The organism is Pseudoalteromonas sp. Ld20, from assembly GCF_045064175.1.
GTDB classification, from domain to species: domain Bacteria; phylum Pseudomonadota; class Gammaproteobacteria; order Enterobacterales; family Alteromonadaceae; genus Pseudoalteromonas; species Pseudoalteromonas neustonica.
The window spans coordinates 306,713-328,143 of record NZ_JBISHB010000030.1 but is presented as its reverse complement, the minus strand read 5'-3'; the positions used below and the strand labels follow the sequence as shown (position 1 = coordinate 328,143).

Genomic DNA, 21,431 nt, shown 5'->3' with positions numbered 1-21,431 from the left:
CCAATAATCAGAGTTTAGATTATCGAGCCAAGTACATTCGCGCAAGTTATAAATTTTCTTCCGCAAATGAAGCTAAGCGACTTCGAACAACACCATTGAGGTTCACGGTAGCACTGCCTTCAAAGTCTTTAAAGCGTTCAACAATGTACGTTAAACCAGATGTGACAGGGGTTAAGTAGTTACTATCTATTTGTGCCAGATTGCCTGAACAAATTAACTTTGTCCCTTCACCACAACGGGTGATAATCGTCTTTAGCTGTGACGCAGTCAGGTTTTGACTTTCATCTAAAATAACCACTGCATTTTGAATGCTACGACCACGCATAAAGTTAACTGATTTAAACTGTACATTCGCTTTTTCCATAATGTAATTACGACTTGATATTGGGTTTTCATCCCCTTTATGGAGCACTTCTAACGTATCTGTAATTGCAGCTAACCATGGCGCCATTTTCTCCTCTTCTGTACCTGGTAAAAAGCCAATTGATTCTGCGATTTCAGGGGTGTTGCGAGTAACGATTACTTTATCGTAAATACCTTTTTCAATAATCATTTCAAGAGCGCTGGCCAGTGCTAATAAGGTTTTACCGCATCCTGCTGGGCCAGTTAAAATGACTAACTCAATATTAGGGTCTAGCAACGCATCAAGGGCCATACCTTGGTAAATGTTTTTTGGTTTAACACCCCACGCAGATTGATGCATCAAACGTTCAACACCAATATCTTTGAGCATTATGTGTTGATCATCATACGATTTAACTCGCGCTGCAAAATGGCCGTTGTCATCAAATAAATACTCATTACAAAACACACCTGGAATGAGGCTTTTTGCTACTTTATGAAAAGTATCTCTACCATGTTGCTGCGTTTCACACTCACCAACATGTTGCCAAAAATCACCGGTGATTTTTTGATAGCCACTGCTTAAGAGTGCAATATCATCAATGAGTTGGTCGGTGCGGTAATCTTCAACGTATTTAAGCCCTGCCCCCTTGGCTTTCAAGCGCATATTGATATCTTTAGTGACCAATACAACTTTGACATGTGGGTGCTGCTTTTGTAAATGCACGGCACAATTAATAATACGATGATCATTTTCATTTCCCGGTAAACCAGAGATCGAATCAACAAATAAATGGTCGTTCACAATAATCAACGTGCCATTAGAACTTACTTTGGCCTTTTTATTGCTGGGTAACGCAACGCCTTTGAGCATTTGTTCTGGCGTGGCGTCTTTGAGTACTTCATCTAAACCGCGAATGGCCACACGTGCATCGCGGCTAACATCATGCTTACGGTCTTTAATATGATCCAGTTCTTCTAGAACGGTCATTGGAATAACGACGTCGTGTTCTTGGAATGATAAATACGCGAGGGGTTCGTGAAGCAATACATTGGTATCTAGCACATACATTTTACTATCAAGGTTCGAAGCTTTTTCCATAGCACTTTCCTTACGTTTTATGATTTTTATGCTATACCCAACTAACTAAGTAAAACGAGTTAACGCTAAGCTCATAACACTTAATTGCTAAGGTATATTGTAAGTTTAGCTTAGTTGTCATAAAAGACCCTTTTATGACAAAGCTTTTTTAGTTTGAAATTAGTCAATTAAACATGTGCGTTAATAGGAATAATGCGCAGTTACTAAATTAATTAAAAGTGAGCTAGTTAGCGCCTTGCAGTGGTGTTAGGTTACAGGTAACATAGCCGCCTTTTTCTTCATAGACGAGACATACATGAATTTTTCCTTAGGTCAGCGTTGGATCAGTGATACAGAGTCAGATTTAGGATTAGGCACGGTCGTTGCCCTTGAAGGCCGACAGGTCAGCATTTTATTCCCAGCCAGTGGCGAAAACCGTGTTTATTCAATGCAAGAAGCACCGGTTACTCGCGTGGCATTTAATCCTGGTGATGTGATCAAAAGCGTTGAAGAATGGGAACTTGAAGTCGAGTCAATTGAACCTATCGGTGATCTACTTTGTTATCATGGCACTCGTGTCGATAACGGTGAAAAAGCACAATTAAAAGAAACTTTTTTAGATCACTTTATAAAATTTAATAAACCACAAGACCGCCTATTTGCCGGCCAAGTTGACCGTTTTGATCGTTACACATTGCGCTACCAAACCTGGCAACATCAATTTGAACGCCAACAATCCCCCATTAAAGGACTGATTGGCCAAAGAGCAAGCTTAATACCGCATCAGCTTTACATTGCTCAAGAAGTCGGTAAACGATTTGCACCACGCGTATTATTGTCTGACGAAGTGGGCCTTGGTAAAACTATTGAAGCAGGTATGATTTTACATCAACAAATCATCAGTGGCCGTGCCAGCCGTGTATTAATCATAGTACCTGAAAATTTACAGCATCAATGGTTAGTCGAAATGTTGCGCCGCTTTAACTTACACTTCTCTATTTTTGATGAAGAACGTTGCGACGAAGCATTTGCTGATTCACCCAATGTATTTGATACCGAACAATTAGTGCTTACCAGCCTTGAATTTATAACCAAGAAAAAACGCTGGTTTGAACAAGCAACCATGGCAGATTGGGATTTACTTATTGTTGATGAAGCGCATCATTTAAGTATTGCCAATGGCAAGCAAAGTACTGAATATCAACGTATCGCTGAATTAAGCCAAGACATTCCTGGGTTAATATTATTAACCGCAACTCCTGATCAATTAGGTCACCGTAGCCATTTTGCGCGTTTACAGTTACTCGACCCTGATCGTTTTTATGATTACGATGCCTTTGTAGAAGAAGAAAGTAATTACAAGCACATTGCAGAGGCAGCCAATCAATTACTTCAAGACAAAGCGCTTGATGATAGCGCCAAAGCCACATTGATTGAGCTGTTAAAAGAAACCGATATCACAGGTATCCTTGAACAAGCACAAAGTGGTGATGAAGCGGCTCGTAAAGAAATTTTAGCCATGCTATTAGATCGCCACGGCACAGGCCGTATCTTATTTAGAAATAGTCGCAGTGGCATTGATGGTTACCCTAGTCGTAAGCTCCATGCTTACCCAATGGAAATACCAAAACAATATAAAACAGCAATGTCTGTACTTGGCAATATGAGCGGCATTCAAAATGCTCAGTTAAGTGCACAACGCGCACTCTTTCCTGAAAAAATATTTCAAGAGTTTGAAGGCGAAAGCGCAAGCTGGGGGATGTTTGATCCTCGCGTAGATTGGCTGATCAACACCCTTAAAACTCTCAAACACGAAAAAGTATTACTGATTTGTGCTAAAGCAGAAACGGCGATTAGCTTAGAGCAAATATTGCGTGAACGTGAAGCGATTAAAGCCTCAGTATTCCATGAAGGTATGTCGATTATTGAACGCGACCGCGCTGCTGCATTTTTTGCTGACGAGTACGACAACGCACAAATATTGTTATGCTCTGAAATTGGCTCTGAAGGCCGTAACTTCCAATTTTCACATCATTTAGTCTTATTTGATTTACCGCTAAACCCTGATTTATTAGAACAACGCATTGGCCGTTTAGACCGTATTGGTCAAACGCAAGACGTCAATATCCATGTGCCGTATTTTGAAAACACTGCACAAGAAGTGCTACTGCGCTGGTATAACGAAGGCCTAGATGCCTTTGAGACCACGTCAACCACAGGCCAAATGCTCTATAAAGAATTTAGTGAAGATCTGCTTGAATTTATTTCAGCGCACAACTGCGATGAAGATGAACTTGACCCATTACTTGAGCAAGTTGCCAGCCAAAATGCTAAATTGCGTAAGCAAATGGAAAGCGGCCGTGACCGTTTACTTGAGCTACATTCATCAGGTCAAGGTGCCGCTGATTCATTAGTAGCTGATATTGAAAAGCTTGATAACCAGTTTGAATTGCCAAGTTATATGATCAATGTATTTGATACCTTTGGCGTCAGCCAAGAAGATAAAGGTGAGAATACCATAATCCTAAAGCCAACAGAACACATGCTAAATCCATCGTTCCCAAGCTTAAAAGATGACGGTATAACCGTAACATTCGACCGTGATACCGCGTTATCACAAGAAGATGTTCACTTTATCAGTTGGGATCACCCTATGGTGCAAGGCACCTTAGACATGATTTGTGATGATGACTTTGGCACCGCCTCTGTTGCGCTTCTTAAAAACAAAAAGTTACCACCGGGAACTTTCTTTGTTGAGCTAATTTTCTTAGGCGAAGCGATGGCACCAAAAGCTCTACAAGTAGGTCGTTTTTTACCACCAACACCGATTCGTATTTTGCTTGATAAAGCGAGTAATAATTTAGGTGAAAATGTTGGGTTTGATGGATTTAATCAGCAGCTCTCTGCTGTTGGCCGTCAAACAGCAAGTAAATTAGCCGGAGCATTACAAAGCGCAATTCATCCAATGATCAAAACCGCGCAAGCAATGGCGCAAACAAAACTTGAAGTGATCCGTGCAGCTGCCCTTGAGAAAATGCAACATTCACTCGCTGAAGAGCAAGCTCGCTTAGCGGCGCTGAAACAAATTAATCCAAACATTCGTGAAGAAGAGCTGACTTTTTACGACAAGCAACGCACTGAACTAACCACGCATATTGAAAAAGCGCAGTTAAAACTTGATGCTATTCGCTTAATCGTGGTTTCTCACTGATCATAGCTTTAGCTCAAAGTTATAAGCTATAAGCTATAAGCTATAAGCTATAAGCTTTAGAAAAGCGCGGTGTATTAATTTATACCACGCTTTTTTAACCTTCAAACAAATATTGTAGCCAACATAAACGCTTACTTGAAAAGGAATCAAGCCTAGTGATTGTGAAATAAGGACGACTACACTAAAATGCAACGCTTGTGAATCGCTGAGGTCTATCGTGTTACTTAATTACAACCCCCCGCTCGATCCGTATTTAACCATTGTTTATCAGGATGATGATTTACTGATTGTAAATAAGCCCAGTGAGCTATTAACAGTACCCGGCAAAGATCCTAAACACGCAGACTGTTTAATTGCCCGTGTTAATCGTGTATTCCCCACCGCTAAAATTGTTCATCGTTTGGATATGGCAACCTCTGGGATTATTTGTTTAGCGATGAATAAAGCCGCTCATCGCCATGTAAGTATGCAATTTCAAGAACGTCAAACAGCTAAGCGCTATATTGCTCGTGTGTACGGCAAGCTTAAACCTGAAACTGGATCTGTAGATTTACCCCTTATTTGTGACTGGCCTAACCGCCCAAAACAAATGGTTGATCATGATAATGGTAAGCCTTCCTTGACGCATTACAACGTACTGGAATATGAAGCACACGCAACGCGCGTAGAGTTAACGCCAATTACAGGCCGCTCTCATCAATTACGCGTCCATATGCTATCGTTGGGTCACCCTATTTTAGGTGATAGGTTGTACGCTCATCCTGATGCCTTAAGTGCAGCACCACGCTTGCAGTTACATGCGCAAATGTTGCAACTCACCCACCCTATCACTGAACAAACTATGATCTTTGAAGCTGAACCTGATTTTTAATTACATCGTTTGATTGATAGAAATTACGCTAAACTTTTTACAATTAAAGCCGATAACCATATATTGATTCATTGCACGTGGTTACTATGATTATTGGCAAAAAATTAAAAAACCATCAATTAATCAGCTTTGTCGGCTGTTTAATGTTGGCAGCGCCCCTCCTTGCGGCTGATTTCATTGCGCCAACACCATGGTCAACTATTGCTAGCAGTGATTTAGCACGCTTAATGCCTGATGATGAAGTAAAACCCCTACTCGCTGGCGAAACAGAGTTTACAACGTTATACCGTCAACATATGAGTGCTCAACAACGTGGTGTGGTTTTAATTATTCCTGATTGGCAGCATTTACCAACGAATAATGACGGTGTTAATTTTTTGCGTACTGAGCTAAATGATTTAGGCTACGCAACTATTGCAATGACAGTCCCTGATATAGATTGGTACGCCAACGATAGCACCGTCAACGAAACAGAAGCCACAACACCCGATCCCCAAGAAAATACCGAAGCACCAACTAATACTCCTGCAAATGATGCGCTAGAACAAGCCCCTGCACCAATGGCTTCACCCAAGCATGTAGATGCAATTCCTATGATCAGCAACGCGATTATTGATAACTATAAGCTTAACCTTATTTCGCGATTTAACGCCTTGTATGAAAGTGCTTTAAATGAAGATGGGAAAATAGTCGTAGTGGCTCAAGGTGCCAGTGCTGGGGTTTTATTAGAGCATTATGCAAGCTTTCCAAGCACAAATATTGATGCATTTATTAGCCTTAGCAGCTACTTGCCAAACACTGAGCGAAATAAAAAGCTCAATGCAACAATATCAACGATTAGCCCACCACTGCTGGATGTTTATTACAGCGTTGATAATTCCAACTTGCTGTTAAGCATTGCCCAAAGAAAGCGTTGGGTAAAACGTCATAGTAAATATGATTACCGCCAACGTGAGTTATTTGGTTTACGCTCAGCGCCGGAGCAACATGAGCGATTAACCAAAGAGGTGGACGGTTTTTTACGCCGCCTTTTTTAAGTACTCATAAGCCGATTGAATATCTTGGCTTTTTTTCACAGCCAGTTCCATCATATGCTTAGGTAAGCCTTGAGATACTAATTTATCAGGATGATGTTGCGCCATTAATTTACGATACGCTACTTTTACATCACGCTCACTCGCTTCATTATTTAAACCCAACAACGCCAAGGCTTGAGTGCGGCTCATGCCATTATTGGGTGGAACATGATGACCTGAGCCTTCTCGATAGCTACTGCTTTGACCTTGCTGACGATTTTGCTGTTGTTGATAGCGCTGTTGCTGCTGGCGGAATGAAAACTCAGCCTGATACCGCTTAAGTACAAACGCAAAATGTGTTTTTGAAATACCCAAATGCTTGCTGACTTCTTGTAATAGCTCTTTTTCTTGAGCGGCAAGCACACCGTCAGAAAATGCCATTTGGATTTGAATTTCTAAAAAAAGCTGCAGTAAATCATGACGACGAGCAAAGCGCTCTTTAAAATCATAAACCGTTTCTTTTAATGAAAAGTCAGCTTCTTTACCTGCTTTAAATGCACCTTGTGCTTCTTTGCGATCATCGCCTTTTAAACCCATCTCATCCATAAATAGGCTGGCAGCACGAATATGAGTTTCACTGACTCTCCCATTTGATTTCGCTATATGCCCCATAACAGCAAAACAGCTTGAAAAGAACAATGCTTGGCGTTGATTTATATCATCATCACCTTTAAATAAGTTTGAAAAGCCACCCGCTTTATCAAAATTTTTCTTGAGGCTTTTATCAAACATATGCCCTAAATATAGGCCTATAAACAAACCAACAATACGCCCAAACATAAAACCAAAACAGGCACCTAAAATTTTACCCCACATGAGGTGCTCCTCTTACATGTTCATTTAATTGTGCTAACCGTTGCGGGGTACCGACATCATTCCACATACCAATGTACAACTGTGTCGATACATCACATTCGTTCAAACGCATGCGTAATAATGGCCCTAAAGGCAATACGCCGCCTTGTAAACCATCAAAAAAATGACGCTGAAACCGACTAATACCCGAAAAAGTATACTTTTGACTTTCAGGGCCCAAGTGACGCAAAGTAAAATCCCCATCAGGGTTATGCGCAGGGTTTTCAACAAGTACGATATGCCCTTCACCAATATCTAAATGTAATTGCGCTAATGAGCTTATATCGTAATCGGTAAATATATCCCCGTTAATAACGATAAAGTCATCACCAAGCAAAGGTAATGCATGGATGATCCCGCCGGCAGTTTCAAGCCCCCCTTCAGGCTCGTGGCTGTAAATAATTTTTACATCAAATGCGCTGCCGTCACCAAAGTAATCACTAATTTTATCACCTTGCCATGCAAGATTAATTACAATTTCTGTAATTCCCGCGCTTTTCAGACGCTCGATATGGTGTTCTATAAGCGGCATACCTGCGACCTGTAACATCGGCTTGGGCAATTTCGCTGTCAGTGGCATCATTCTTTGACCACGCCCCGCGGCTAAAATCATCGCTTTCATTTATTAATTACCTAATTTTTCTTTTATCGCGACACGCGTAGCAGGAATGATGGTATTGGCAATCCATAACCCTAATGGTTGCAGCGTTTTATGTTCTTGTGCCACATCCGCAATATAGCGTAATGTCGGAAGTACGTTTTCCATATAGCCCAGCTTGCCATCACGTAAATTTAAACGACAAAAGATACCTGCGGCTTTTAAATGCCGTTGAATACCGGTCAAATCAAACCACTGCTTAAATTGTGCAAAACTTACGTTAGCACTGATCAGACCTTGCTCCTTAAACTCTTTATAGGCGTGCTCAAGTAAATATTCGAGTTCATCATGGGGCAGTTTAAAATAGCAATCGCGCAATAATGAAACAAGGTCATAACACACAGGGCCTTGAACCGCGTCTTGGTAATCAATAATCGCCCATTGCTGGTTACTCCGCATAATGTTACGACTATGAAAATCTCGATGTACTGTAACACTTGGCTGGGCAAGTACATTTTCAATAAGCAATTCCGCGCTGCGTTTCCACAGGGCATCAATTGCGGGTGTCACTGTCAGCCCTAAAAATCCTTCCACTAGCCACTGTAAGAAAATACCGAGTTCAAGCTCTAAAAATTCACGGTCAAAATCTTTCATGTATGCTACAGGCGGCATTTTAGCCCATTGTGCACTGAGTTTTATGAGGTGCTTATAGTGGCTGGTCCGTTCTTTGTCCTCTAGCATATCAGCGAGGTGTATATTGCCTAGATCACTTAATAAGAAAAATCCTTGTTTTTCATCGGCATGTAATATTTTTGGTAGTTTGAAGCCATGCTCGGAAAAAACTTTATTAAGTTCAATATAGGGGGTGTTATCGAGTTTAGTTGGATCAGAGTCCATAACAATGTAACTATCTTGACCGCGATTTAAACGGAAATAACGGCGAAAACTCGCATCCCCCGTGATAGCAGCTAACTGGTATTCTTCATCACTAAAGTGGGGATTTAAAAACTGCTGTAAACTTTTATAACGGTTCATTTTACAAGATATCTATTTTTCACTAAGTCAATTACTGTATTTGCCATTGTTTTCCTTTATTATGTGAGGTCTATATTCAACGACACCATATTAAGGTTAATAAATGAGCAAAACCTGGGGCATAATGATGCTAAGTGTGATCAGCGCACCATCGCTTGCCGAAACTGAACTGGCACACAATCTTTGTGGCAATTCAATGCAAACCAGAGCTTGGCAACCGCTTGCTGGCCTTGACTTTGGCATGGTCGATATCAAATCAGATGATATTGAATTGCTTGGTACTCAAAGCGCAGAATTTACCGGTAACGTTGATATTAACACCCTTACTATGAGTTTGTCCGCACAAAGTGCACTTATTGATAAACAGCGCGGGCTCCTTAATGCTACAGGCCCAATTACTTATCGCGATCCAATTAGTGAAGTAAAAAGCTCAGGTTTAAATGCTGATTTAAATAACTCTCAAATTAGTTTATTGGGTGCTGATTACAAGCTTACTGACCAACAAGGCCATGGCGGTGCTGAAAAACTCACTGTTAACAAGTCTGGCTTAAACCTGCTGAACGCAAGCTTTACTACCTGCCCAGGCGAAACGCCATTGTGGGCAATTCAAGCTGAGGAAATTGCTCTTTCTCGTGAAGAAGGCTGGGGAGAAACACATGACATGGTATTGCGTATTATGGATACCCCTGTGTTGTACTTGCCCTATTTTACCTTCCCTATTGATGAGCGCAGAAAGTCAGGGTTATTAACACCAAACATTTCGAGTTCTGATCGTTATGGTGTTGAAACAGTCACGCCATACTACTGGAATATTGCCCCAAACTACGATGCCACCATCACACCTCGCTATATGTCTAATAAAGGCTTACAACTGCAGGCTGAATTTAGATATTTAAGCGAAACAAGCCAAGGATTACTTGGTCTAGAGTATTTAAATAAAGATGAGTCTGAACCTGAACTAAACGATCGCTTCCTATTTCACTGGCAACAACAAAGCTATTTCGGTGAAAATTGGCGCGCAAATATCGACATTACAAATGTCAGCGATGATAACTACTTAACTGATTTAAATTCAGGCTATGCTGCAAGTACCGACACACAACTATATCGCACCGGTTCTTTATCTTATTTAGGAGAACTGTGGCGAACAGATATTCAAGTACAAAACTTTGAAGTGCTTGGTGATCACGTAGAATCTTACGCAGCACTGCCGCAAATTACGTTTACACAAACAACACCATTTCAATTTAAAGCCGTTGATTTAACCTTAGATGGTGAATTAAGCCACTTTACTAACGACACTGAGGTAATTGAAAAGGCTACTCGCTTACACATTGAACCTAAAGCCAGCTTTGGTTATCAAGAACATGCATGGTCATTTTTGTCTGAACTTAGCCTTCTACATACTAACTATAGGCAAGAAGGTGACTTAAACGGTACTGACTACGCTAAGTCAGTCTCTCGTACGCTTCCTAAAGTTCGTTTACACAGCCAATTAAATTTTGAACGTGACACAACAACGTTTACTGATAACGGCATTCAAACCTTAGAACCACAAATACAATATTTATACACACCAAATAAAGATCAATCAGATATTGGCTTATACGATACAACTAAGCTACAAGATGACTTTTTTGGTCTGTTTCGCGATAGCCGCTTTTCAAGCGTTGACCGTATTGCTGCAGCGAACCAATTTACACTCGGTGCAACAACCCGGTTATTTAATAATAAAAGCGAGGAATTGTTTAATTTCAGTGCAGGACAAATCTTCTACCTGAGCGATTCAGCTAAGCCAACATCGCAAGGGTTAAACTCCGATACAAACTATAATGCCTTGTTTGCCGCGCAAACCATGTTACATTGGCACCGTCGTTGGTATTTATCCGGTGGCATACAATATGACACTGATGGCAAGCAGATTATCCAATCAAATGTTACTTTAGACTATAAAGGTGACGATAATCAGCTGATACAATTGAACCATCGCTATGCAAACGATGTCTCAGGCAATACAATCGAGCAAGTTGGCTTGTTTACTAGCATACCGCTAAGTGATCAATGGCAGTTTGTAAGTAGCTACCACCGTGATTTAGAAAGCGGTCGTAGTATTGAGGCATTCAGTGGATTGCAGTATGAATCCTGCTGTTGGGCCTTTCAAATTACCGGTCGTCGTCAAATCGAAACTGATTTAAATCAGGCGATAGGCCTAGAACAAGCCACCTTTGACTCAAGCATTGGTTTTAACATTGTCTTGAAAGGATTAGGTAGTAAAAGCCGTTATGATGCACAAAAATTATTACAACAAGGTATTTTTGGCTATCGTAGACCGTATTTTCTTAATAACTAGTATTAGCAAGAGTATTAGAAAAAGTATGAATTTAAATAAATTATTAGCATCAGCATTATTAGGCTTAAGCCTATCTCACAGCGTTTTCGCAGCCCCTGTTGAAATCGATAAAGTTGTCGGTATTGTCAATCAAGGCGTTATTTTAAAAAGCGAAGTTGACACCATCGTTAACCGCGTAAAACTGCAAGCAAAAGAACAAAAACAAGAGCTTCCTTCTGACGAAACTTTACGTATCCAAGCGATGGAGCGTTTAGTTAACCAAGCACTTATGATGCAGCTTGCTGGGCGTATGGGTTTAGAGATTTCAGATAGTCAACTTGATCAAACATTGGTTGGTATGGCAAAAGAGCAAGGCGGGTCGATTGCAGATTTACGCCGAACTATCGAGGCATCAGGTGAAAGCTTTCAAGTGTATCGTGAAGAAATTCGTAAAGAAATCACAACGCAACAAGTTATGCGCGCCAATGTTGATCGCCGTATTTATATAAGCCCACAGGAAGTGGACAACTTATTAAAAATAATGGAAAGCCAAGGTCAAAATACTGAAGAGTATGATATTGGTCATATTCTTGTTGATATTCCAAACAACGCTACAGCAGATGAAATAGCCAGTGCAAAAACTCGTGCAGATAAAGTCATTGAGTTTTTACAAGAGGGTAAAGAATTTAAGCGTATTGCTATTTCATCTTCAAGCGGCTCTAAAGCACTTGAAGGTGGCCAGCTTGGATGGATGAGCATCAATGAAATGCCATCGCTATTTGCTGAAGCAGTTAAAGGCGCGAAGAAAGAAGCCATTGTTGGCCCACTTCGCTCAGGCGCAGGTTTCCATATTATTAAAGTTCAAGATATTCGTGGTCGTCAAGTAGTGGAAACCACCGAAGTACGCTCTCGCCATATTTTGATCAACCCATCTATAATTTTAAGTGAAGAAAAAGCCCGTAACATGCTTAATGGTTTTGCCAAAGACTTACGTGCTGGTAAAGCAGACTTTGGCGAACTTGCGAAAGAATATTCAGAAGATCCAGGCTCTGCGCTAAAAGGCGGCGAGTATGATTGGACAGATCCAACAACGTATGTACCTGCATTTAGAGATACACTTTTATCATTGGATAAAAATGAAATTAGTGACCCTTTTAGAACAAAATTTGGTTGGCACATTATACAGTTGCTAGATACGCGAGTGGCTGATAAAACTGAGCTAGCTAAACGTAATCGTGCTCATGGCATGCTGTTTAATCGTAAATTTAAAGAAGAAAGTTTTAACTGGCAGCAAGAAATGCGTGAACAAGCCCATGTTGAAATCTTTCCATTGGATCAGTAAATGACCCTACGTATAGCAATAACTCCCGGTGAACCTGCCGGGATTGGCCCTGATTTACTTTTAAAGCTAATCCAGCATGACTGGCCGGCTCAATTAATCGCAATTGCTGACGCTAAATTATTACAGCAGCGTGCAGAACAGTTAGGTTTAAATATCAACTTAATTCCATTTGATGAATCAGCAGCGCCTGCTATTGCACCTGCTGGCAGTATTTATATTCATCAAGTCGATTTAGGGGCTGATGTTGAGCTTGGTGTTTTAAATGATGCAAATGGCCAATATGTGTTAGATACCCTGCGTATTGCTTCTGAAAAAAATATGGATGGTACATTTGATGCTGTCGTTACAGGTCCTGTTCATAAAGGGATCATTAACCAAGCAGGTATTTCATTCAGTGGTCACACAGAGTATTTCGCTCAACAATCAAATACTGCCGATGTAGTCATGATGCTTGCAACCGAGGGACTACGTGTTGCACTGGTAACCACACATATTCCGCTTGCTTATGTATCACGCGCAATTACTGCCGAACGTTTGACAAAAGTTGCGGGGATACTAAACCATGACTTACAAACTAAGTTTGGTATTGAAAAACCACGAATTTTAGTGTGTGGGCTCAACCCGCATGCAGGTGAAGATGGCCATTTAGGCCGTGAAGAAATCGACACGATAACCCCAACAATTGAACAGTTAAATACCGATGGTATGAACCTAATTGGCCCATTACCTGCTGATACATTATTTCAGGATAAATACCTATCACAAGCGGATGCGGTACTGGCAATGTATCACGATCAAGGCTTACCTGTGCTAAAATACAAAGGGTTTGGCAAATCAGTGAATATAACTCTTGGTTTGCCGTTTATACGCACTTCAGTAGATCACGGTACGGCACTCGATTTAGCCGGTACAGGTGATGCTGAGGTTGGCAGTTTTGAATTAGCGATCCGCGAAGCAATTAAGCTCGCCCATGAAAAAGCACAAAATCAATGACAGATAAAGTACATTTAGGACACCGCGCCCGTAAACGTTTTGGGCAAAACTTTTTATTTGATGAAATGATCATCGATAAAATCGTCACCGCGATTGATCCTAAACCTGAAGATAATTTAGTTGAAATCGGTCCTGGTCTTGGTGCAATCACTGAGCCTGTAAGCGAGTTAAGTGGTCACTTAACCGTTGTTGAGCTAGATAAAGACTTGGCTTTACGCCTAACCGAACATCCATTTTTAGGTCCAAAGCTCACCGTACACCAAAGTGATGCGATGAAGTTTGATTTTTCTACTCTCATTAATGATGAGCGAAAATTAAAAGTTTTTGGTAATTTGCCATACAACATTTCAACACCTTTATTGTTTCACTTATTTGAATTTGCTGACAACATTGAGCACATGCACTTCATGCTTCAAAAAGAAGTTGTAAAGCGTATGGTTGCAGGTCCAGGTAGTAAAACATTTGGCCGTTTAAGTGTCATGACGCAATATTATTGCCACGCAATGCCAGTGGTAGAAGTACCACCTGAGTGCTTTAAACCTGCACCAAAAGTAGATTCTGCGGTTATTCGGTTAATTCCAAAAAAACCAGAACAACGTACAGCTAAAAGTACTAAAATTCTTAACACAGTGTGTTTAGAAGCTTTTAATCAACGCCGTAAAACGCTGCGTAATAGCCTAGCTAATTTACTCACGGCTGATGAATTAACAAGTATTGGTATTGATATTAAGCTGCGTGCAGAATGTCTTTCGTTACAACAATTTATTGATATAGCTAATTGGATTTATGACAACAAGCAGTAATTTGGGCTCACCCATCAAGGTTTCAGTAGAGACATTTTATGTTGAAGGGCAATCACAGCCAGAACAAGATAAATATGTATTCGCGTACTCTGTAACAATTAAAAACCATAGTTTATGCAGCGCTAAATTGGTAAGTCGATATTGGTTAATTACCGATGCCAATGGCAAAGAAATCGAAGTGCAAGGAGAAGGTGTCGTTGGTGAAAAGCCAACAATTGGTCCTGGTGAAAGCTATAAGTACACAAGCGGCGCAGTACTAGACACCCCTGTTGGCACCATGCAAGGATACTATACCTTGAAGAATGAATTTGGCACTGAATTTGACGCGCCAATTAATGTTTTTCGTTTAGCACAGCCAAATATTTTACATTAACAACTATGGCTAACTATGCAATTGGTGATCTACAAGGCTGCTTTAATGAATTTCACGCCTTACTGCAACAGGTTGACTTTAACCCTAGCAAAGATCACCTTTACTTAGTTGGCGATATTGTTGCTCGTGGACCTGACTCGCTCGCTTGTTTAGATTATCTATATACATACCAAGATAGTATTACCGTTACGTTAGGTAATCACGATCTACACCTCATTGCTAACTACTTTTTAAATAAAGCGGCCAACCCTAAAGATAAGTTAGGCCCCTTACTGCGCAGTGAAAAATTCCCAGCTTACATAAAGATGTTACAACAGCAACCCCTTGCATTATGGCTTGAAGAACAGCAAGTATTTATAAGCCATGCTGGTCTTAACCCCGCATGGACGATTAAAGAAGCTCTCAAACATGCTCAATTTGCCACAGACTGCTATCAAAGTGCTCACGCTCATGATTTCTTCAATCATATGTACTTGGCTCACCCTGGTACCTGGAGCAAACAACTTACTAAATTTGAAAAATTTCGCTATATCGTTAATTACTTTACTCGAATGCGCTTTCTAACCCCCGATGAACAACTAGATCTTAGTTATAAAGGTGCTATTACTGACTCTAATGCAATGATCCCTTGGTTCAATCACCCTCGATTTAAAACATTGAAAAAAGATATTGTCTTTGGGCATTGGGCTGCACTTGAAGGGAAAACGTCGCACTCACATATACATGCTTTAGACACTGGCTGTGTTTGGGGAGGAAAAATGACCCTCTTAGAGCTAAGTAATAAGCAACGCTTTAGTGTTAATTCTACTAATTTTGTCTCATTTAACTGAAAAATTATTCATCTTCTGTTAAATTTATAGTAATCAATGTTAAAAGTAATTAGATTTAATTACTTAACTTATTTGCAATAAAGCCGATAAGCACTTGTCGCTACTCTTTTATGGAAATTCATATGAACTTAACTGTTAGTCAACGTATATGGGGTGGATTTATTTGTATCACCTTATTGCTTCTATTAATTGGGGTGAATTCACTGCTAAGAATAGCCAATATCAATAATTCAGCGCAGCAAGTAAATCAACTATCGCTTCCAGCATTACAAAAAAGCTCTGATTTACAAGTTGAATTTATATTAATGAGCAAAGCAGCTCAAGGTAGTTTTTATACATCATCTGCTGCAGAGTTAGCTCCAATTAAAAAAGCAGTTTTTGCTCAAAAACAACGCTTTGATAAATATTATTTACAATTACAAGATGTTGTAAGAAACAACCCAGAGCTGAATCAAAGTAGCCTCGATGTAGAACAAACATACAAGGGGTTTATCAAATCGGTTGAAGATTTGTTAAAAGACAAAAGCAGCCAACTAGAATTAAACAAAAAACTTCACGCTCAATTAGAAAATATTGAACTGGCAGCAGAAGATGCTAACTCTGTGGTATTAGATATTATTGACATAGATGGGTTAGAAGAAAAAGATGCTCGTGCTTTTCAAGCCGCAAATATGTTAGAAAATAATTTCTTGTCATTAGTTACTACAAGTACGGATATGCTAACAGTAAAAACACAAAATACGTTAGATATCGTCAAAAACGAACAAGTCTATTATTTAGAAGAAATTGAACGCAGCTTAAAACTTTTAAAACCTGCGGTAGAAGCAGATAACCCTGATTTATTTAACGATCTAAATACCTATTTTGTTTCGTTGAATGACAACGTTATGGGCAGAAATAGCATTTCAATTAACAAGAAAAAGCTAATTGATGTGATCGCAATGACCCAAGCTGAGCTTGCACAAGCTGAGGTTGCCACTTCCACAGCATTAAAGCAGCTTAACAAATTGGTTAATCAAGCAAGTAATCTCGCTTTTGAGTTGCAAAAAGATGTAAGCACCGACGTTAAATCTGCTAACCTTTGGACTTGGATTGGTATGATCAGTGCAACACTGATAGCAATTATAGTTGCCTACATTACTGTTAGCCGCATTACTAAACCTTTAGCTGAAGTAAACCGCATCCTTGACATTGTTGCCAGTGGCGATATGACACAACGCTTAGATGATACTGCCAAAGATGAATTTGGCGAGTTATCTCGTAGCTGTAATACATTAATTGAAAGCTTAAGAAACTTGATCCAAGGTATTATTTCTCGTTCGACACAGCTTGCTGCTGCATCTGAAGAAACGTCGGCGATTACAGGTGAATCTAGTCAAGCTATTCGTAACCAACAAGCACAAGTTGAACAAGCTGCTACTGCGACTACTGAAATGAGCAGCACCTCGCAAACCGTTAGCAACAGTGCACAACAAGCATTAAAAGAAATTAAAAATGCAGACAAAGAAGCTGACCGTGTTAAGGGTATTTCAAGCCATAATAAAGCGACCATTGAGCAACTAGCGCGTGAAGTTGACGCTGCTTCACAAGTGATCAATAAGCTTCACCAAGATAGTGCTTCTATTGGCAGTATCCTTGATGTTATCCGTGGTATTGCTGACCAAACAAACTTACTCGCGCTTAATGCCGCAATTGAAGCAGCTCGCGCTGGAGAACAAGGCCGAGGCTTTGCTGTTGTTGCTGATGAAGTTCGCTCGCTCGCAAGTAAGACACAAGAGTCAACGCAAGAGATTCAAGCAATGATCGAATCACTACAAAGCGGTGCTGAAGCTGCGGTTGCTGCTATGTCAAAAGGAAAACAGCAAGCTGAATCATGCGTTGAGCAATCTGACTTAGCAAACACAGCCTTAGATTCAATCACAGCAGCCGTAGCACAAGCACACGATGTAAGTGAAGAGATTTCAACCGCAGCACAAGAGCAGCAACAAGTATCTCAAGAGATCAGCGAACGCCTAGAGTCAATAGTCGCAATCGCTGAACAAACTGCTGAGGGAGCTAACCAGACCAATATATCAAGCTCGGAAGTAGCTAAACTTGCCGAAGAATTACGCTTATCGGTAGATGCATTTAAAGTATAATATAAAGAGTAAAAAAGATAAAAAGCCGCGCTTGAAATCACAGGCGCGGCTTTTTTAATCTAAGTTCAAGAGTAAAGTTATTCGATTAAGAATCACACCAACCACATTAGATTTTCACCTAAATTTGGTATGAATGAAGCTCAACCCAATCCTAAATATCTTTTTACTTAACGCTAGGGCGTGTTGACCTTTCGTGATTGATTTTGCAGCAGTATGTTTGGTATCTAGGCAAGGCAGAGCCTATGGTGTGTGGTTGTTCCCCATGAATAGGCGATAACGCAGTATAAATGCCAAACATGCGCTGCCCAAAGGGTTCTGCCTCGGGGTGATTTACTCTTTGTTTGTTGCTTGGTTTTTACTCAGCCCACTCGACTCCAAACCTCGCGGAGCGATTAAACCTCCCCGCGTTTGAGCAAATTTCAATCCACAAAGGTCAACACGCCCTAGGCAAAAATTTTTATATCTAGTTGTTCTAAATAAAAAATTTTTAACGACGTTATAGCGTGATTTAATTCGTTAAATTGTTCAAATATTTATGCAGATTGGTATAAGGTAACGCCATATTCGAATCGCCATAAAAAAACCGCGGCAGCCGCGGTTTTTTTAATAATTAAATCAGCGGTTATAAACCCGCACGATCTTTAATTACTGCAATTAGTGCAGAGCCGCCATGGCCGTTTGCCTCAGCCCATGCTATGTCTGCACCGTCAGATAATGAACTTTTAGATAGGTTTTTCACAACATACTCACCTGCATCTGCCGCATTGCTGGCAATCGCATGACGAAGAAGGTTATTACCATTACATTGTACAGCATCGTAAATATTACGAATCTTTACACGCGAGCTCTTAAGCTTACTACGCAAGCGGTTTTTATCATCCGCAGCAATGTATTCGCAGATTGAAACTGCTAATTGATCATCTGCTTTAGCTGGTGCACTGAAAACCATAGAACCAGAAACTACTGTTGCAGCAATAAGTAACGTCGATAATTTAATCATTTTGTACCCTTGTGTAATACTTTTAACCTACCCTAATTGTCTAATATTGTACCAACGTATAAGAATAAGCGCAATAATGTTACGTAATTTTATCTAATGTAACGAATTTATAGGCATGTAAATTCTTTTCATCAGCTTGGTTAAATTGTTCTTCAACAACGTGCCAATTAGCCATTTTTTCATAATCAGGAAATTGCGTATCCCCGTCAACATCAAGCTCAATAAAAGTAAGATAGAGTGAATCTGCGCGTTCTAAAAATTGCTGATAAATATTTCCACCACCAATAATCATTACTTCATCACTCTCATAAGCCAATGAAAGCGCGGCTTCTGGCGATGCTACAACCTCAATACCTGGTGCACTATATTCAGTGTTACGACTAATGATTATATTTTTTCGTCCAGGTAAAGGACGACCGATTGACTCAAATGTTTTACGTCCCATGATCACAGGTTTACTCATTGTTACCGCTTTAAAATGCTGTAAATCAGCAGGTAAATGCCATGGCATTTTATTATCTTGGCCTATAACTCGGTTGTTAGCCATCGCGGCAATCATTGAAATTTTCACATTAACATCCAATACTTTTTCATTAAACAAGAAAAAAGGAGCACAGGCTCCTTTTATATAATCTATCTCTGATTAACGTTCGTAGACAACTTCAACGTCATAATCATCGTCATCCCAGTTGTCCCAATCATCGTCGTCATCATTCTTCTTCTTAGTCGCATCTTTATGGTAAGTATCCCATTTAAACTCAACATCTTCATCTTCGATTGGCACAAACTTCTCTTTCGGCATACTATCAAGCAGTGTCATGATGTTATGAATAAGAGGCTGTGTATGTAATTTATTAATTGCTGAAATACTATAAATATTTTCAGTCTCGCCAAGCTCTTCAGCAATTTGCTCACACAACGCCTTAGCTTCATCCTCTGGCAATAAATCAATCTTATTGAACACTAACCAACGCGGTTTTTCAGCAAGCTTAGGGCTGTACTGATGTAGCTCATTAATAATCGCGAATGCATTATCAACTGGGTTTGAACCATCCACAGGCATTACATCAATAATATGCAGCAATACACGGCAACGCTCAAGGTGCTTCAAAAAGCGAATACCAAGACCTGCACCATCAGATGCGCCTTCTATTAAGCCTGGGATATCGGCAATAACAAATGATTTATTTGCTTCTGGACGCACAACACCCAAATTAGGAACAAGCGTGGTGAACGGGTAGTCTGCCACTTTAGGTCTAGCTGCTGATACACTGCGTATGAAGGTAGATTTCCCTGCATTAGGTAAACCTAATAAACCTACATCAGCTAATAATAATAGCTCTAATTTAAGGTTACGAACTTCACCTGGTGTGCCCAGTGTTTTTTGACGAGGCGCTCGGTTAGTACTTGATTTAAAACGCGCATTCCCCAAGCCGTGGAAACCGCCTTTTGCAACCAAAATTCTTTGACCATTTTGCGTTAAATCGCCAAGACCTTCTTGAGTATCAACATCCATTATACGAGTACCCACTGGCACCATCACATATAAGTCGTCAGCCTTTTTACCCGTACAGTTACGGCTGCGACCATTTGTACCACGCTCAGCTCGATGAAAACGCTCAAACTGATAATCGATCAGGGTATTTAAGTTTTCATCAGCTTGTAGATAAACACTACCACCATCTCCACCGTCACCGCCGTCTGGTCCACCATCTGGGACATATTTTTCACGACGGAAAGACACGATACCACTGCCACCGTCGCCAGCTTCTGCGCGAATTTCTACTTCATCTACAAACTTCATGATTACTCACTTTAGGATTGGCTTGTTAATAACTCTATTATATACCCAAGTGGCCTATAGAGCACACTATGTGATAAAAACACTTGGGGATATATTCTTAAGACTTAAAACAAAAAACCCCGCAAAGGCGGGGTTTTTTAAGAACCGATTCTGATTACTCAGATACGATGCTTATGTATTTACGGTTTAAAGGACCTTTTTGTTCAAACTGAACTTTACCATCTGCTTTTGCGAAGATAGTGTGGTCTTTACCGATACCTGCGTTTGTGCCAGCATGGAATTTAGTTCCACGTTGACGAACAATGATGCTACCCGCTAGAACTGATTCGCCACCAAAACGCTTAACGCCAAGGCGTTTGCTTTCTGAATCGCGACCGTTACGAGTACTACCAGCTGCTTTTTTATGTGCCATTTCTAAGTACCTCTAATTAAGCGCTAATGCCAGTGATTTTAACTTCTGTGAACCATTGACGATGGCCCATTTGCTTACGAGAATGCTTACGGCGTCTAAATTTAACAACCTTAATCTTCTCACCGCGACCATGTGAAACAACCTCAGCTGTTACTTTACCACCGTTTACGAACGGTACACCGATCTCGATTTTCTCACCATCAGCAACTAAAAGTACTGAATCAAATTCAACTGCTGCACCAGTCTCAACGTCTAATTTCTCAAGACGAATTGTTTGACCTTCAGTCACACGGTGCTGTTTACCACCACTTTGGAAAACCGCGTACATAATTAACTCC

The 21,431-nt window shown here is 40.3% G+C and carries 19 protein-coding genes; 10 read left to right on the top strand and 9 right to left on the bottom strand.

Annotated features, from left to right (window positions below; all coding sequences use genetic code 11):
* Positions 1-46: 46 nt before the first annotated feature.
* Complete coding sequence (locus tag ACJJVX_RS07235) at positions 47-1,444, bottom strand: PhoH family protein (protein ID WP_405630802.1); 1,398 nt, start codon at positions 1,442-1,444, stop codon at positions 47-49.
* A 295-nt stretch (positions 1,445-1,739) separates the two neighbouring features.
* Between ACJJVX_RS07235 and rapA the strand changes: the two genes are divergently transcribed.
* The 3 genes from rapA to ACJJVX_RS07220 all read left to right on the top strand — a co-directional run bounded on the left by rapA (position 1,740) and on the right by ACJJVX_RS07220 (position 6,542).
* Positions 1,740-4,634, top strand: coding sequence for an RNA polymerase-associated protein RapA (rapA, locus tag ACJJVX_RS07230; RefSeq protein ID WP_170173747.1), 2,895 nt, complete (start codon positions 1,740-1,742; stop codon positions 4,632-4,634).
* A gap of 217 nt (positions 4,635-4,851) precedes the next feature.
* Positions 4,852-5,505 carry a bifunctional tRNA pseudouridine(32) synthase/23S rRNA pseudouridine(746) synthase RluA gene (rluA, locus tag ACJJVX_RS07225; RefSeq protein WP_054203113.1) on the top strand — a complete coding sequence of 218 codons (654 nt, stop codon included), beginning with the start codon at positions 4,852-4,854 and terminating at the stop codon, positions 5,503-5,505.
* Between the two features lie 86 nt (positions 5,506-5,591).
* On the top strand, positions 5,592-6,542 hold the full coding sequence (locus ACJJVX_RS07220; protein WP_405630799.1) for a DUF3530 family protein: 951 nt from the start codon (positions 5,592-5,594) through the stop codon (positions 6,540-6,542).
* On the opposite strand, the gene djlA is transcribed toward ACJJVX_RS07220, so the two are convergent.
* The 3 genes from djlA to ACJJVX_RS07205 are packed head-to-tail and all read right to left on the bottom strand — an operon-like array spanning position 6,525 to position 9,069.
* Positions 6,525-7,397, bottom strand: a complete 873-nt coding sequence (gene djlA, locus ACJJVX_RS07215; protein ID WP_054203111.1) for a co-chaperone DjlA — start codon at positions 7,395-7,397, stop codon at positions 6,525-6,527. The genes ACJJVX_RS07220 and djlA overlap by 18 nt on opposite strands.
* Positions 7,387-8,058, bottom strand: coding sequence for an N-acetylmuramate alpha-1-phosphate uridylyltransferase MurU (murU, locus tag ACJJVX_RS07210; RefSeq protein WP_054203110.1), 672 nt, complete (start codon positions 8,056-8,058; stop codon positions 7,387-7,389). The genes djlA and murU overlap by 11 nt, the downstream gene beginning before the upstream one ends.
* A 3-nt stretch (positions 8,059-8,061) precedes the next feature.
* Complete coding sequence (locus tag ACJJVX_RS07205; protein WP_054203109.1) at positions 8,062-9,069, bottom strand: aminoglycoside phosphotransferase family protein; 1,008 nt, start codon at positions 9,067-9,069, stop codon at positions 8,062-8,064.
* 103 nt (positions 9,070-9,172) lie between these two features.
* On the opposite strand from ACJJVX_RS07205, the gene lptD reads away from it, so the two are divergent.
* From lptD to ACJJVX_RS07170, 7 genes are all read left to right on the top strand, one after another.
* The gene (gene lptD, locus ACJJVX_RS07200; protein ID WP_405630795.1) at positions 9,173-11,419 is read left to right on the top strand and encodes an LPS assembly protein LptD; all 2,247 of its coding nucleotides are present in this window, start codon (positions 9,173-9,175) and stop codon (positions 11,417-11,419) included.
* Positions 11,420-11,444: 25 nt separating this feature from the next.
* Positions 11,445-12,740 carry a peptidylprolyl isomerase SurA gene (gene surA / locus ACJJVX_RS07195; protein ID WP_054203107.1) on the top strand — a complete coding sequence of 432 codons (1,296 nt, stop codon included), beginning with the start codon at positions 11,445-11,447 and terminating at the stop codon, positions 12,738-12,740.
* Complete coding sequence (pdxA, locus tag ACJJVX_RS07190; RefSeq protein ID WP_054454571.1) at positions 12,741-13,733, top strand: 4-hydroxythreonine-4-phosphate dehydrogenase PdxA; 993 nt, start codon at positions 12,741-12,743, stop codon at positions 13,731-13,733.
* Positions 13,730-14,536 (top strand): 16S rRNA (adenine(1518)-N(6)/adenine(1519)-N(6))-dimethyltransferase RsmA, encoded by an 807-nt coding sequence (rsmA, locus tag ACJJVX_RS07185; RefSeq protein WP_405630792.1) that lies wholly within the window; start codon positions 13,730-13,732, stop codon positions 14,534-14,536. The genes pdxA and rsmA overlap by 4 nt, the downstream gene beginning before the upstream one ends.
* Entirely contained in the window at positions 14,520-14,909 is a 390-nt protein-coding gene (gene apaG / locus ACJJVX_RS07180) for a Co2+/Mg2+ efflux protein ApaG (protein WP_054203104.1), read from the top strand. Before rsmA ends, apaG begins: the two co-directional genes overlap by 17 nt.
* 5 nt (positions 14,910-14,914) lie before the next feature.
* Positions 14,915-15,739: a symmetrical bis(5'-nucleosyl)-tetraphosphatase gene (locus ACJJVX_RS07175; protein ID WP_064435799.1), complete on the top strand. Its 825-nt coding sequence runs from the start codon at positions 14,915-14,917 to the stop codon at positions 15,737-15,739.
* Between the two features lie 122 nt (positions 15,740-15,861).
* A complete protein-coding gene (locus ACJJVX_RS07170) occupies positions 15,862-17,877 on the top strand; it encodes a methyl-accepting chemotaxis protein (RefSeq protein WP_054203102.1) in 2,016 nt (671 codons plus the stop codon).
* Positions 17,878-18,499: 622 nt separating this feature from the next.
* On the opposite strand, the gene ACJJVX_RS07165 is transcribed toward ACJJVX_RS07170, so the two are convergent.
* The 5 genes from ACJJVX_RS07165 to rplU all read right to left on the bottom strand — a co-directional run bounded on the left by ACJJVX_RS07165 (position 18,500) and on the right by rplU (position 21,421).
* The gene (locus ACJJVX_RS07165) at positions 18,500-18,877 is read right to left on the bottom strand and encodes a DUF3718 domain-containing protein (RefSeq protein WP_054203101.1); all 378 of its coding nucleotides are present in this window, start codon (positions 18,875-18,877) and stop codon (positions 18,500-18,502) included.
* 79 nt (positions 18,878-18,956) lie between these two features.
* Positions 18,957-19,448 (bottom strand): type 3 dihydrofolate reductase, encoded by a 492-nt coding sequence (folA, locus tag ACJJVX_RS07160; protein ID WP_054454612.1) that lies wholly within the window; start codon positions 19,446-19,448, stop codon positions 18,957-18,959.
* A 72-nt stretch (positions 19,449-19,520) separates the two neighbouring features.
* Entirely contained in the window at positions 19,521-20,681 is a 1,161-nt protein-coding gene (gene cgtA, locus ACJJVX_RS07155) for an Obg family GTPase CgtA (protein WP_054203100.1), read from the bottom strand.
* Positions 20,682-20,835: 154 nt separating this feature from the next.
* Entirely contained in the window at positions 20,836-21,093 is a 258-nt protein-coding gene (rpmA, locus tag ACJJVX_RS07150; protein WP_054203099.1) for a 50S ribosomal protein L27, read from the bottom strand.
* A gap of 16 nt (positions 21,094-21,109) precedes the next feature.
* Complete coding sequence (gene rplU, locus ACJJVX_RS07145) at positions 21,110-21,421, bottom strand: 50S ribosomal protein L21 (protein WP_004587921.1); 312 nt, start codon at positions 21,419-21,421, stop codon at positions 21,110-21,112.
* Positions 21,422-21,431: the final 10 nt, after the last annotated feature.